This window comes from Streptomyces sp. NPDC101237 (assembly GCF_044767465.1).
GTDB lineage: Bacteria > Actinomycetota > Actinomycetes > Streptomycetales > Streptomycetaceae > Streptomyces > Streptomyces gramineus.
Map to the genome: position 1 here is coordinate 221453 of NZ_JBIWNY010000013.1, position 13682 is coordinate 235134.

Consider the following 13682-nt stretch of genomic DNA (forward strand, 5'->3'; position numbering starts at 1 on the left):
CGGCGGTCACTTGCCCGCCTCGGCCGGGATGGCCTGGTCCTTCATCGACTTCAGCGCGGCGGCCTGGGCGGTGGCGAGCGCGTCGGTCAGGGTGCCGTCACCGGCGGCGGCCTTGGCCATCGCGTCCTGGAGCGCGAGGTTCACGGCCTTCTGGGTGGGGCCCCAGCTGAAGCTGGTGTCGATCTTGTTGGACGAGTCGGCGAACACGTCGAAGATCTTCTCGTCGCCGTAGTACGGCACACCCTTGGACAGCGCCGGGAGCTTCAGCCCGTCGTTCGCCGCCGGGTAGAGGCCGCCCAGCTCGTTCTCCATCGCCAGCGCCTGCGGGTCGCTGTTCAGCCAGGTGTTGAACTCGACCGACTCGTAGAGGTGCTTGCCGCCCTTCATGAACGCGACGGTCGAGCCGCCCCAGTCACCGGAGGCACCGCCGCTGCCCCACGTCGGCATCGGGACGATCGACCACTTGCCCGCCTGCTTGGGCAGGTTGTCGCGGAACATGCTGTAGCCCCAGGCGGCACCGACGTAGCTGGCGACCTGGTCCTTCTGGTACGCCGCGTACATCTGCGTCGACCCGTTGGCGAGGTCGGTGCGCACCAGCTTGCCGTCGATGAGCTTCTGCCAGTAGTCGGCGACCTGCCTGCTCTTGTCCGACTCGACGCTGACCTGCCACTTCCCGCCGGAGTAGCCGTACATCTCCGCGCTGTTCTGCCAGAGCAGGCCGTTGAACCACTCGGCGTTGTTCGGGTCGAAGAACGTGATGTCGAGGCGGGGATCCGCCTTGTGCAGCTTCTCGGCGGCCGTCGCGTACTCGTCCCAGGTGGTGGGGACGGCGACGCCGTGCTTCTTGAAGAGGTCGGTGCGCACGAACAGGGCCATCGGGCCGGTGTCCTGCGGGAGGGCGAACACGCCGGTCCCGCCGAAGCTGGTCTGCGACCAGGTCCACGGCACGAACTTCGACTTGGCCGCGGTCGCCGCCTTGCAGGCGGAGGCGTCCACGAAGGCGTTCTGGGTGCGCAGGTTGGGCAGTTCGTCGTAGCCGACCTGGGCCAGGTCCGGCGCCTTGTCCGCCTTGAGGGCGTTGCCGAGGGTGCCGTACTGGTCGTTGGAGATGTTCTTGGTCTCGACCTGGACGTCCGGGTGCTGCTTGTTCCACAGCGCGACGACCTTGTCCATGCCCGGGACGGTGTTCCAGTACTGGAGGGTGACCTTGCCCTTCGCGGGTGCGCAGGACGAGGCGGACGCCTTGTCCGGCGCACCGGACGAGGAGCACCCGGCGAGTACGACGATGCCGGCCGTGGCGACCGCGACGGCGAGGCGGGTGCGAGTGACTGTGCTGGTCATGTCTTCCGTTCCAGAGATCGCCTGGCGAGGGTCGGCAGGCGGGTCGACGTTGACACCTGGAGGCGGATGCCTTCTGGTTGGAATCAGGTTCCGTGAGCGGTAACGTGAGCGCTCACGGGAGCGGTAACGGGAAGTGATTGGGAGTCTGAACTTCGGCCCGCCGGAGTGTCAAGACTCAATACGTCGGACCCGGCATACTCGGTGTCCCTGCGACGCGGCCGCGTCGGCAACTGCACGGAGGTGAGTGATGGCGCCGTCGGGGACCGGACCCCGCAGGGTGACGATCGACGATGTGGCCGAAGCCGCGGGAGTGTCCCGGCAGACCGTGTCACGCGCGCTCAACGACAAGGGCGAGATCGGCGTCTCCACCAAACAGCGCGTCCTGGACGCGGCCCTCGCGCTCGGCTACCGGCCCAGCCGGTTCGCCCGGGGGCTGGTGAAGCAGGACACGTTCAGCGTCGGACTGGTGATCCCCGACCTGCTCAACCCCTTCTTCACCGAGGTCGCCGCCGCCGCGCTGGACGCGGCCCGGGGCCGCGGCTGGCACGTCGTGGTCTACGACACGGGTGACCGCGTCGAGGAGGAGCGGGGCACCCTGGAGGTGATCGCCTCCCAGGTGGACGCGGTGGTGGGCTACCTGAGCCTGGACGAGGACGAGATCGCGCGGCTCACCCGCGGGCTGCCCGTCGTGCTCATCGACCGCAAGCGTCCGACCGAGCGGTTCAGCTCGATCCGGATCGACGGCGAGACGGGCGTGCACACCGCGATACGGCACCTGACAGGGGCCGGGCACCGGTACATCGGCATGCTGGACCACGCCGAGCGCTCCGAGCCGAGCATCCGGCACGAGTGGTTCGACGCGGCGATGTCCGCGTGCGCGCTGGACTCCGGTGCGGTGGCCCGCGCCGACCAGAGCGTGGAGGGCGGGGAGCGTGCTCTCGAGGACCTCCTCGCCCGGCATCCGCACCTGACCGCCGTGTTCACGTTCAACGACATCATCGCCATCGGCGCGCTGCGGGCCGCCCGCCGCCTCGGCCGCCGGGTCCCCGGCGACCTGGCCGTCCTCGGCTTCGACGGCCTGGGCCTCGGCAAGCTGGTCGAGCCGGCGCTGACCACGGTGGCCCTGGACACCCGCCGCCTCGGCGCCCTCGCCGTCGAGCAGACGGCGAGGCTCCTGACCGGAACCGCCCCGCTGCGCCCCGACGAGCTGACGGTGGGAGCGGAACTACGACTGCGCGAGTCGGCGTAACCCTCCGGGGGGCGGGGCACCGGGTGCGCTCGTCGACTCGCTGCGGCCCGGTGGGGGCTTGTCGCGCAGTTCCCCGCGTCCCCAGGAAGGTGGGCTCACCGGTCCTGGCTCAGGGGGCGCGGGGAACTGCGCGAACGCCCTCCCCTCACGCGGAGCGCCGGGTGCGGCGGTTGCGCCAGCGGGTCACCAGCCACAGGACGTTGACTCCGCCCAGGACGATCAGCACGGCCGCCGAGTCGGCGTTGCGTGCCAGGCCCCGGTCCGGGCCCAGCCCCCGGGCCGCCCGGATCAGCAGGGTGAGGTCGGCGGGCAGCGTGACGGCGGCCATGAACGCCAGGCAGGCCGCCGTGCCGGCCACCAGCACGACGCTGTAGAGACGGACCGCGCGCCGCTCGTGCGCGGGCAGCCCGGCGCTCGGGTCGGCGGCGGCCCCGGCGGCGTGCCGGACGCGCGGCAGCCGTCGCAGCCGGTGGCGGGCGTAGGCGAGACCGTCGCCGTACAGGTCCCGGCAGCCGGTGACGTCCTGGAGGACGAAGTAGAGGTCCGTGCGCGTGAACACCATGCACTGGAAGGGCAGCGGCAGCAGGGCCAGCAGCAGGACCGCGGCCAGCACCCGGTGGAGCGTCGTCCCGGGGTCGGTCAGGGCGAGGACCGGCACGAGGGCCGAGGCGACCGACAGGTTGAGGGCGATGCCCGCCAGGTAGGCCGTCAGCCGGTGCCGTCGGGGCGCGAGTTCGATGCCGCTGATGTCGGTCTGCATGACGAGGAACTGCAGCCGGGTGCCCAGCCGCATCCGCCCCGGCACGCCCGCGGCCCGCGCGGTGACCAGGTGCGCCAGCTCGTGGGCGAACAGCAGCGCCCACCCCACCGCCGCCCCGGTGACCAGGACCAGGCTGCCGTGCGGGCTCCACAGCAGGTCGCGGTAGCAGGGGACCAGGTCGGGCCGGCGCAGCAGGATCCCCGCGGCGGCCAGCGGCAGCAGGACGGCGAGCACCGCGAGCGCCGGGTGCAGGGCGAACCGGACCGTCTCCGGACGCAGCCACGGCAGGGACGCGCGCTCCGGTACGGCGTCCGGCACCGGGTGGTCGCCGATCCGCGCCACGAACCCCAGCGCGGCGAGGTCCCGGACGAAGTCCCCGACGTCGAGTTCCTCGCCGGTCTCCGCGCGCAGCAGGTCCGCGGTACGGGCCACGCTCAGGCCGCGGCCGAGGAGTTCCACCGCGCGGGCGCCGGCCGCGGGCAGGGCGACGAAGGTCCGGGTGGCCATGCGGCCCACGATCCACTCGTCGCGGTCCCGCCGGATCCCGAGGTCGTGCAGCAGGATCCGGGCCGACGGCTCGATCACCGGACGGTCCTTCGCCGCGGTCCCGCTCACGCGGGCTCCCCGGGCGGGCGGGCGGCGGCGCCGCAGGCCGGACAGTCGGGGCGGCGTCGCGCGCGCTGCATGACGGGGTCGCCCGGCAGCATGAGGTTGAGGCCGAACCGGCATCCGGGTTCGACGGGCGGTATCCCGCACAGCAGCATCAGCGCCGCGTGGGCCAGCAGGCCGCCGGACAGACCGGCGGTGACCGCGTTGACGGGGTTCCAGGGCATGCGCGGCGAGGCGGCCTCCTCGTCCTGGCCGGGCGCGAGCCGCAGGTCGCGCCGCTCGGCCTCGGCGGCGCGCAGGCACTCCCAGCACGCGCCCCGGCCGGGCCTGAAGACCCCGACGCTGACCAGCGGGCCGCGGTATCCGGCCTCCGCCCAGGCCGTGCCGGTGGCCAGGCAGACCTCGTTGGCCCACCTGCGGATCACCGGCGGACGGTCGGCGGCCAGCAGCAGCACGTCGTACCCGGCGCCGTCCGCGCCGTCCGCCAGCAGTTCGCGCAGGTCCACGGGCCCGCGCACCTCGCGGCGTTCGCCGGTGACCGTGGCGTCCGAGTTCAGGGCGCGCAGGGCCGTCAGCGCGGCGTCGATCTTCGGCGTGCCGAGGTCGCGCTCGCCGAAGAGGGTCTGCCGGTTGAGGTTGGACAGCTCGACGACGTCGGGTTCGACGCAGTGCAGCCGACCCACCCCGGAGGCCACCAGGTCGCGCGCGGCGGCCCCGCCGGTACCGCCGACGCCGACCAGCAGCACCCGGGCCCCGCGCAGCCGCAGTTGCGGCTCCCAGGCGCTCTCCCGGGGGCTGAGGTCCATCCAGCGCAGCAGGGTCATGCCCCGGCCGTACCGTTCGCGTTCACGCTCGGACAGTTCCGCGGGCGGCGCGGCCCCCGCGTCCTCCACGTACCCGGCGGTGGTCAGGTCCGTGATGGCCTGGGCGATGTCCGGGTCGGGCAGCCGCAGTCCCGGATGGCGGCGGCCCACCTCGGCGACGACGTCCGCGGCGCTCCGGGTGCCGTCCATCGCCTCGACCAGGGTCCACACCCAGCCGTCGGGATCCCTGACCTCGGCGCCGATGCCGTGCACGACGCTGCCGATCCGCACATGGCCCTCGACGGTCCGGTAGGCCCGGTGCTCGGGCTTGATCCGAGGCCGCCGCATCGCGGGTACGGTCATTTCGCGCCAATCTACTGAACCTCAACTCGCTTGCGCATCAACGGTGTTGACAAGGGTTACCGGTAAGGCGAACGGTGGCAAGAGGACATCGGCACCGCACGCCAGGGGCCACCGTCGGGAGGAGATGGCATGCCGAACAAGATCGAGATACGGCCGCTGGACAAGAAGGAGACCACCGGCGACAGCGGTGGCAACGGCGGCAGCTGACGGGTGCCGACGCCGGACCGCTACCTCACGGTCGCGGAAGTCTCCGACTCGGCGCGGCGGCTGGTCTCCCGGTTCCCCGGGACCGGCCGGCTGCGCCGGATCGGCATGTCCCGGGCCGGCCGCCCGCTCCAGATGCTGTCCGTGGGACACGGTCCGCGTCACGTCCTGGTGGTCGCCCGGCCGCACCCCGACGAACCGGTCGGCGGCTCGACCGCGATCGCCCTGGCGGAGCGCCTCCTGCGCGGTCCGGCCGCACCGCCGGCGCGCGGCTCGGCGCCCGCCGCGGCGACCGACCTGTCCCTGGTCACCTGGGACATCGTCCTGTGCCTCGACCCGGACGGCGCGGCGCTGAGCGAGGGCATCGAGGCGGCGACGGGCCGCCGTGACCGCACGCCGGCCGACTACTACCGCGCGGCCTACCGTCCGGTCGCCGCCGAACAGCCGGAGTGGGCACCCATCGAGTCCCGCCAGCTCCCCGAGAGCCAGGCCCTGTTCGACGTCATCGACGACGTACGGCCGCTCCTGCAGTGCTCGCTGCACAGCGTCGAGGCGGGCGGCACCTGGGCCCAGCTGACCCGCCCGCTGCCCGGGTTCGGCACGGCGTTCGAGGACTCCGCCGCGACGTTCGGCATCCCGCTCCAGCACGGCACGTTCGACGCCCTGTACTGGGGGAACCCGGGCCCCGGCGTCTACGTCCTGCCGCCGCCGCGGGACACCGCCCGGCTGGCGGCCGGGTCGGAGAACATCGGGGCGTCGACGTGGTGCGCGCCCGGACGGTACGGCGGGGTCACGGCGATCGTCGAGGTCCCGCTGTGGGCGACCGGCCTGGCCGACGACCCGTCCCCGCACCCGGAGGCGGGCGCCGCGCTGCGCGCGCTGTCCGCGCTGGTACGGGACGGCGGACGCCAGGTGACCGCCGTCCTCGACAAGGCGCGGCCCTTCCTGCCGCCGGCCCGGGACAGCGCGCCCCGACGGGTGCTGGAGTGGATGGCCGACGGCCTCTACGACCTGGTCGCCGGCTCCTGGGAGCCGCTCGCCCGGCAGGCGGACGCCGATCCGGACGGGCTGACGACGGCGCAGGTCTGCGCGCTGGACGTGGTGGCCCGGCGCCAGCCGCTGCGCGCCGCCGGCCTGCTGCTGCGGCTGCTCGCGGCGGCGGACGACCCCGCCGCGCCGGGCCTGCACCGCGACCTGGACGACCTGTTCACCGCGTGGTCCGCGGACTTCGAGAGCGCCCTGCGGCTGCGGCGGGTGCCGGTGCGCCGGCAGGTCGCCCACCAGACCCGTACGGTCCTGGCGGCGGCCGGCAGCGCGCTGGCCGCCGTCCGGTAAGGCTCCGCGGGGAGCGCAGCCGGGCCGGACGTTCCTCTCCGGCTTCTCCGGTGCCCTTCGCTAGGGGGTGGCGCGGGGCTGGGTGAGCTGGGCGGCGAACAGGTGGGCGTCGAGCAGGGCGGTGTCGGCCGTACGGGCCGCCTTCGCGTAGCCGGCGAGCATGCGTTTGGTCAGGACGAGCGCCTGGGGCGAACGTCGGGCGAGGGGTCTGGTCCAGGCCGCGACGGCGTCGTCCAGCCCGTCGAGCGGGGCGATCTTGTGGAGGAGGCCGAGGCGGTGGGCCGCGTCGGCGTCGAATTCGTCGCAGGTGAGCATGAGTTCACGGATCCGGGAGGCACCGGCCTCGGCGACCAGGCGGCCCATGGCGCCGCCCCAGGCGGGTGCGAGTCCGAGGCCGACCTCCGGCATGCGGAACCGGCAGTCGTCCGCTCCCGCGCGCAGGTCGCAGTAGGCGGCGAGCGCGAGTCCCGCGCCGATGACCCTGCCGTGCAGCCGGGCGACAGTGACGGCGTGGGTGTTCTCCAGCGCCTGGCACAGCCGCTGGGCCTTGTCCGCGATCCGCCGCACCGCGGTCCCGGTCGGATCGGCGGCCAGGGCCTCCCGGTACTCCCCGCGGTCGGCGCCCAGGCAGAAGTCCTCGCCCAGCGAGGAGAGCACCAGGATGCGGATGTCGGGCTGGTCGTGCAGGTCGTCGAGGACGGCGATGAGGGCGTCCACGGTGGCGGCGCCCAGGACGTCGTCCCCGGTGGCCGGATCGAGCCGGACGTGGAGGACGGGACCGGACCGGGTGAGCGCCAGCGGGGCGGGCTCGGGAGAGGACGGCCGGGCGTGCTGCGGGTCGGCGTCGGGCACCGGTCCTGCGACGGGCACCGGTACGGCTGCGGGCACCGGTACGGCGGCGGACGTTATTGGCGAGTTCATGTCAGTGATACATCCAGGTTCAGCAGGCGTCTGAACGCCACCCGGGACGCCATCGCGGGACGGCGGACCAGGGTGAGCCGGGGCAGACGGGCGATCATGTGGCGCAGGAGTGCCTGCGCCTCCAGCCGGGCGAGCGGTGCGCCCAGGCAGTAGTGGATGCCTCCGCTGAAGGCCAGGTGGGACGGGCGGCGCCGCGGGTCGAAGGAGTCCGGACCGGCGAACCGGGCCGGGTCGCGGTGGGCGGCGCCCACCATGAGGTGGACCATCTCGCCGGCGCGGACCTCGGTGTCCTCCAGGAGGCAGTCCTCGGAGGCGACCCGGCTGATCACATGGGTCGGCGGGTCGTGGCGCAGGGTCTCCTCGACGAACGCGGGCACCAGGTCCGGGTGTTCGGCGAGCAGGCCCCAGCGGTCCGGGTCCTCGACCAGCAGGAGGGTCATGGTCGACAGCAGGGTCGCGGTCGTCTCCAGGGCCGCCAGCAGGACGAACAGGGCGAGGAAGTAGACCGCCTCGTCGGCCTTGTCACGGTCCGGCTCCAGCTCGTCCCAGGTGCGTATCCACCGGGAGACGGGATCGTCGCCCGGACGCCCCCGCCGCTCCCGCACGAGGTCGAGGAAGTAGGTGCGCAGCTCGGCCATGGCCGCGTCCGAACGGGCCAGCTGGCTGGCGTTCGGCAGCAGTTCCTGGGTGAAGACCTGGTCGTGGGTCAGTTCGCGCAGACGGGGCCAGTCCGCGCTCGGCAGCCCGAGCCAGTCGCCGATGGTGGCCACCGGGAGCTCGTCGCTCACCAGCGCCCCGAAGTCGGCCTCCCCTTCCCGCAGCCGCTCGTGCAGCGTGTCGAGGAGCCGCTCGACCACCTGGTCGACCCGGCGGCCGATCCGGTCGACGGTGGAGCGGTCGAAGCTGCCCGCCGACCGGCGCACCCGGGTGTGCTCCGGCGGGTTGAGCGCGGGCAGCGTGCGGCTGATCTCCCGGGAGGAGGGGGCGCTCCAGCGGGTGCGCGCCCCCTGCCGCTCCCGCCACGCGGTGTCCGGTTCGAGCCAGGCGCCGTTGCGCAGTACCTGGTCGCAGGTGCCGTAGCTGGTCACGAGGTGACCACCCCAGGGCGCGGGGCTGACCGCGCCACGCGCCCTGAGTTCTGCGTAGATAGGGAAGGGATCGGCCTGTCCTTCAGCCGTCCGAAGACGGGAGAACAGGGAGATGACGGCCCGACGGTCCACTGACGGAGTCGTGACACTCCCCACGATGACGGCTCCTTTCTGCCAGCCGCCATCCGTACCCGCGGAACGATTGAAGCATCCAATAACACAGTGCTTTCGTAGGGTTACTTACGTCACTCGCCATTCATCCAGGCACGGAAGCGGCTGAACAGACCGCCCTTCGGGCGCGGCGCGGCGTGCGACGGCCGGCCGGCCGGGGCCTGCTGCGCGTAGCCGGCGGCCGACTGCGCCGGCACGGCGGAGGACGGTGCCGCGGGCCTGGCGCCGGCCGCGGGCGGCACGGTGCGCGGGGTGTACCGGATGGGCACGGTCACCAGCGAACGGCTCCACGGCGTCGGCACCCAGGCCAGATCCTTGAACGGGACGCGCGTCTCGACGTCGGGCAGCCGGTTGAGCAGGGACTCCACGGCGGTGGCCGCGATCATGAACGCCGGGTCCTTGGCCGGGCAGGCGTGCGGGCCGGCGCCGAAGGCCAGGTGGGCCTTGGAGCTGAGCTTCTCGCGGTGCTCGGTCAGCCGCGGGTCGGTGTTCGCGGCCGCGAAGGAGATCAGCACCGGGTCGCCCGCCCGCAGGGTCCGGTCGCCGAGTTCGACGTCCTGGGTGGGGTAGTGGCCCGCGTAGTTGGCGATCGGCGCGTAGTTCCACAGCGTCTTCACGACCGCGTCCTCGACCGGCAGGCCGGTCGGCCAGTCGTCGTTGAGGTACAGCGCGGTGCTGGTGCCGATCGAGGCGGACAGCGGCGCGGTGCCGCCGGAGAGCAGGGTCACCAGCTGGTGCAGCACCTCCTCGTCGGTCAGCCGGGCGGAGTGCACCATCAGCCGGGTGGTGAGGTCCTCGCCGGGCTCCCGGCGCTTGAGGGCGATCAGCTCGGCCAGCGCGCCGCCCAGGGTCTGGTCGGCGCCCGGGGTGCCCTGGAAGATGCCGGTGATGCCGGCGATGACACGGTCGCCGATCTCGGGCGGGCAGCCGAAGAGGTCGCCGAAGACCAGCAGGGGCAGCGGCTGGGCGTAGGCGGACATCAGCTCGGCCTGGCCGAGGGCGTCGGAGCTGAACCGGCTGATCAGGTAGTCGGCCGACTGCTGGGTCAGCCGGACGAGCCGGCCCTGGTCCACGGTGGCCAGGCTGTCCGTGACCGCCTGCCGCAGCCGGGCGTGCGCGGCACCGTCGCTGAACAGGGCGTTGGGACGGTAGCCCATCATGGGCAGCGCCGGGCTGTCCGCGGGCACCCGGCCCTCGTTCAGGGCGTTCCAGCGGCGCGAGTCCCGCACGAACAGGGTCGGGTTCTGCAGGATGTACAGGCTCGCGTCGTAGCTGGTCACCAGCTCGACGTCGACGCCCGGCGCGATCTCCACCGGGGCGCTCGGCCCCAGGGAGCGCAGCCGGGTGTACGTGCTCTCGGGGTCGGAGCCGAACTCCGTCCCGTGCAGCGGAACGTTGCCGTGCGCGGGGCAACCGGCCGGTATCCCGGCGGAGTCGAAGGGCTGTTGCATGGTGGCTCCTAGCCGAGTGAGGACAAGAGGTGCTTCACGAGCGTGATGAGTGCCTGCATCGAGGAGTCCTGGTCACGGACGTCGCAGTCGATGACCGGGGTCTCCTCGGAGATGTTGAGTGCCTCGCACACCTCGGACAGCGGGAACTGGCTCTTGCCGTCGAAGGTGTTGACGCCGATGACGTAGGGCAGGCCGAACGCCTCGACCAGGTCCAGGACCGGGAACGTCTCCTCCAGCCGGTCGGGGTCCACCAGGACCAGCGCGCCCAGCGCACCCCGGGACAGCCCCTCCCACATCTGCTTGAACCGCTCCTGACCGGGGGTTCCGAAGATGTAGAGGACCAGGTCCTCGCTGAGGGTCAGACGCCCGAAGTCCATCGCCACGGTCGTGGTCGTCTTGTCCGGCGTCTCGGAGAGGTCGTCGAGGCCCTCGCTGGCCTCGGTGATCTCCTCCTCGGTCTGCAGCGGCTCGATCTCGGAGACACTTCCGATGTATGTGGTCTTCCCGACCGCGAAGTGGCCCACGACCAGGACCTTCACGGAGCGGGAGACGTCGGGATCCAGATACACGGGATTTACGCTCCGGTTCGAATGCGCATCAGGCCGTCGAGCACGGCGGTGAGCAGGACAGGGTCGTGGCGTTCGGCATGCGGCACCGGATTCCGTACGTGGATCAGGCCCTCCTCGGCCATCTGCGCCAGCAGGATGCGGATGATGCCCAGGGGCAGTTGCGTGTGGGCGGCGACCTCGGCCACCGAGAGGAAGCCGACCTCGATCAGGTCCAGCACCGTGCGGGCTTCCGGGGCCAGCGTGCGGGCCGTCGCCTGCGCGCCGTCCTGGGCCGTGATGATGGTGGTGTGCTCGTACTCGCTGTCGCGTGGCAGTGCGCGCCCCTGCGCGATGACGAAGAGGGGGACTAACGGTGCCGTCAGCTCCAGCTCGCCGTCCAGGTCGTCGTCATGCATCGCCCGTCCTCCCTCCCCGAGCGCCCGGCCCCGCGACGAGCGCGGGCATGGTGTCGCTCAGACGTACGGTGAACTCCTCGATGTCGCAGCCGTGCTCGGCGGCCGCGGCGAGGAAGGCACCCTCACCGGCCGCGATCAGGAACACCCAGCCGTGCTCGAACTCGATGACGGTCTGGATCCATTCGTCGTCCTGCTGCCCGCCCGCGAACGGCGCGGTCGCCCGGCTGTAGGCGTGGATGCCGGTCATGGCGGCCGAGATGGTGTCGGCGAGGTTCCTGCCGATCCCGGCGCTCGCGCCGCGCGGCAGACCGTCCGCGCCCAGCAGCAGGGCGTGCAGGGCGCCCGGCACCGAGGCCACCGCCTTGTCCAGTTCCGCGAGGACGAAGACCGATCCGGGCTCGCCGTCCCGCGGTGCCGTGGGGTCGCCGCCGTCCGGGGCCGGGTCGCCGGCGGTCACCCGCGGCGGGGCCGTGAGGTTGTTGCCCAGCCGGGAGACCAGCCGGTTCATACGGAACGAGAGCTGCTCCATGTCCACGTCGGGCTCCGCGGCGGCCGCCAGGTAGGCGCCCTGCCCGGCCCCGATCAGGAACACCCAGCCGTGCTGGAACTCGATCACGGTCTGGGTCCACCGCCGGTCCTGCGACGGTCCGGCGAAGTGGGCGGTGGCCCGGCTGAGCGACTGCATGCCGGCCATGGCGGCGGAGATGGTGCGCACGTCCTGGCCGGTCAGGCCGTCCGTGGCCCCGCGCGGTATGCCGTCCGCGGACAGCACCACCGCGTGCCGTGCCCTCGGCACGTTGTCCACGATGTCCTGGACCATCCAGGACAGGTCTGGCGTACTCATGCGTTTTCGGACCCTCCGGGCTTCGGGGCGTCAAGGGAGGCCGCGTCCCGCGCGGTCTGCGTACCGCGCTGCAGGGCGGCCAGGCTGCCGGGACCGCGCCGGACACTGCGCCGGGGCGCCTGCTCCGCGCCGGCCGACATGCCGGTGGGCGACATGCGCGAGCCGCGCTTCGGCAGGCCGCCCGCCGTACGCGCCGGCTTGCCGGCCTCCATCGGCCGGATGCTGCTCACAGGCGCCTCGGCGGCCGGCGGCAGGGTCTCGTCCATGGTCCACAGCTCCTCGGGCAGCAGGACGACGGCTCGCACGCCGCCGTACCGGGAGACGCCGGTGACATCCACCGTGAAACCGTGCTGACGGGCGATCAGACCGATGACCGGGAAGCCGAACTTCGGCTGGGTGCCCAGCTGGGACAGCCGGGGGACGTTCTCGCCGGAGAGCAGGGCGGTCGCCCGCTGCCGGTCCTCGTCGCCCATGCCGACACCGGCGTCGTCGATGACGATGCACAGGTTCTTCTGGACCTGGCGGAACGTGACCTCGATCGGCGCGTCCGCCTGGGAGAAGCTGGCGGCGTTGTCGAGGAGTTCGGCGACCGCCAGGGCGACCGGCGCCACGGCGGAGGCCTTCAGCGCGATACCGCTCGGCTGCATGATCTCGACCCGCTGGAAGTTGCGGATCTGGCCCTGGGCGCTGCGTACGACGTCGTACACGCTGGCGGGCTGGTTGCGGCGGCCCAGCGGAGCGCCGCACATGACCGCGATGCCCTGCGCCTTGCGGGCCATCTGGGCGTTGGCGTGGGTGATGTCCATCAGGTCGGAGAGGACCGCGTGGCCGCCGTACTCGCGCTGGACGCCGTCCAGCAGAGTGGTCTGTTCGGCCGCGAGGCTCTGCAGGAAGCGGGCCGCTCCCTTGAGGACCGCCTTGGTGTTCTCCTCCGCGGCCCGCTCGGCCTCGCGGATGACACCGTCCTGCTCGTCCCGCAGCCTGACCAGGTCGACCTGCGCCCGGTCCAGCTCTCCCTGGGCGTACCGCAGGCGCGCCTCGAGCGCGGCCTCGGACTCCCTCTTCCTCCTCCCCAGGGCTCTGCTGCGGAGCATGAGTGCGACGACTGCGGCTATGGCTATCGCCGCTATCGCAACCAGGCACCAAAGAAGCACGTCTTGAGTCATGGAAACCTTTCCCGGCGCGTGGCATGTAGGCGTCGACGGGGACGCCTCGCAAGGATCCGCAACCCGTCCGGGGGACTGCGGGGCTGATGGATGCGGAGTGCTCACCGCGTTCGCCCGCAGGGTCTGAGCAAAAGTGGATCAAGGTCGCAGACGGCGGAATGCTATCACCGTCAACTCCAGTATCAGAGTTCACCCTTTCGGGTTTCACAGGGTCAACATGACTTCACCCAGAGGCCGTTGACACAGCGTCGGCGACACGGTCCCGCACCGTCCGGAGAGACCCCGGCAGGCCGGCGGCACACCGGCCCACCAGCCCCGACGACCAGGTCACACCCCTCGTCCCCGTCGGCGGCCCCACCCGCCCGGCGGCCGCCGCACACCCGGCTCCGGCACCGGCGGAAGCGACGGCCCCG

Annotated in this window: 12 protein-coding genes; 2 read left to right on the top strand and 10 right to left on the bottom strand. The window is 72.6% G+C overall.

Going from position 1 to position 13682, the window contains the following annotated elements; translation table 11 throughout:
- Positions 1 to 6 precede the first annotated feature (6 nt).
- Positions 7 to 1341 (bottom strand): ABC transporter substrate-binding protein, encoded by a 1335-nt coding sequence (locus ACIRQ9_RS21800; protein WP_404175679.1) that lies wholly within the window; start codon positions 1339 to 1341, stop codon positions 7 to 9.
- Positions 1342 to 1588: 247 nt separating this feature from the next.
- Here ACIRQ9_RS21800 and ACIRQ9_RS21805 point away from each other — a divergent pair, with 247 nt between their 5' ends.
- The gene (locus ACIRQ9_RS21805; protein WP_404175682.1) at positions 1589 to 2590 is read left to right on the top strand and encodes a LacI family DNA-binding transcriptional regulator; all 1002 of its coding nucleotides are present in this window, start codon (positions 1589 to 1591) and stop codon (positions 2588 to 2590) included.
- A gap of 145 nt (positions 2591 to 2735) precedes the next feature.
- Here ACIRQ9_RS21805 and ACIRQ9_RS21810 read toward each other — a convergent pair whose 3' ends face one another.
- Together ACIRQ9_RS21810 and ACIRQ9_RS21815 are read right to left on the bottom strand one after the other, a co-directional pair.
- A complete protein-coding gene (locus ACIRQ9_RS21810; RefSeq protein WP_404175685.1) occupies positions 2736 to 3965 on the bottom strand; it encodes a hypothetical protein in 1230 nt (409 codons plus the stop codon).
- On the bottom strand, positions 3962 to 5125 hold the full coding sequence (locus ACIRQ9_RS21815; protein WP_404175687.1) for a HesA/MoeB/ThiF family protein: 1164 nt from the start codon (positions 5123 to 5125) through the stop codon (positions 3962 to 3964). The genes ACIRQ9_RS21810 and ACIRQ9_RS21815 overlap by 4 nt, the downstream gene beginning before the upstream one ends.
- 210 nt (positions 5126 to 5335) lie before the next feature.
- Here ACIRQ9_RS21815 and ACIRQ9_RS21820 point away from each other — a divergent pair, with 210 nt between their 5' ends.
- Positions 5336 to 6664: a M14 family zinc carboxypeptidase gene (locus tag ACIRQ9_RS21820; RefSeq protein ID WP_404175690.1), complete on the top strand. Its 1329-nt coding sequence runs from the start codon at positions 5336 to 5338 to the stop codon at positions 6662 to 6664.
- Between the two features lie 60 nt (positions 6665 to 6724).
- Here the strand turns inward: ACIRQ9_RS21820 and ACIRQ9_RS21825 are convergent, their stop codons facing one another.
- The 7 genes from ACIRQ9_RS21825 to ACIRQ9_RS21855 all read right to left on the bottom strand — a co-directional run bounded on the left by ACIRQ9_RS21825 (position 6725) and on the right by ACIRQ9_RS21855 (position 13197).
- The gene (locus ACIRQ9_RS21825) at positions 6725 to 7585 is read right to left on the bottom strand and encodes an enoyl-CoA hydratase/isomerase family protein (RefSeq protein ID WP_404175694.1); all 861 of its coding nucleotides are present in this window, start codon (positions 7583 to 7585) and stop codon (positions 6725 to 6727) included.
- On the bottom strand, positions 7582 to 8829 hold the full coding sequence (locus tag ACIRQ9_RS21830; protein WP_404175698.1) for a cytochrome P450: 1248 nt from the start codon (positions 8827 to 8829) through the stop codon (positions 7582 to 7584). The genes ACIRQ9_RS21825 and ACIRQ9_RS21830 overlap by 4 nt, the downstream gene beginning before the upstream one ends.
- An 89-nt stretch (positions 8830 to 8918) precedes the next feature.
- A complete protein-coding gene (locus ACIRQ9_RS21835) occupies positions 8919 to 10295 on the bottom strand; it encodes a cytochrome P450 (RefSeq protein WP_404175701.1) in 1377 nt (458 codons plus the stop codon).
- Between the two features lie 8 nt (positions 10296 to 10303).
- On the bottom strand, positions 10304 to 10864 hold the full coding sequence (locus ACIRQ9_RS21840) for an ATP/GTP-binding protein (RefSeq protein ID WP_365294004.1): 561 nt from the start codon (positions 10862 to 10864) through the stop codon (positions 10304 to 10306).
- Positions 10865 to 10869: 5 nt separating this feature from the next.
- Entirely contained in the window at positions 10870 to 11259 is a 390-nt protein-coding gene (locus ACIRQ9_RS21845) for a DUF742 domain-containing protein (RefSeq protein ID WP_404175705.1), read from the bottom strand.
- Positions 11252 to 12079, bottom strand: coding sequence for a roadblock/LC7 domain-containing protein (locus ACIRQ9_RS21850; protein WP_404175800.1), 828 nt, complete (start codon positions 12077 to 12079; stop codon positions 11252 to 11254). Before ACIRQ9_RS21850 ends, ACIRQ9_RS21845 begins: the two co-directional genes overlap by 8 nt.
- Positions 12080 to 12099: 20 nt before the next feature.
- Complete coding sequence (locus tag ACIRQ9_RS21855) at positions 12100 to 13197, bottom strand: ATP-binding protein (protein ID WP_404175708.1); 1098 nt, start codon at positions 13195 to 13197, stop codon at positions 12100 to 12102.
- Between the last annotated feature and the right edge of the window lie 485 nt (positions 13198 to 13682).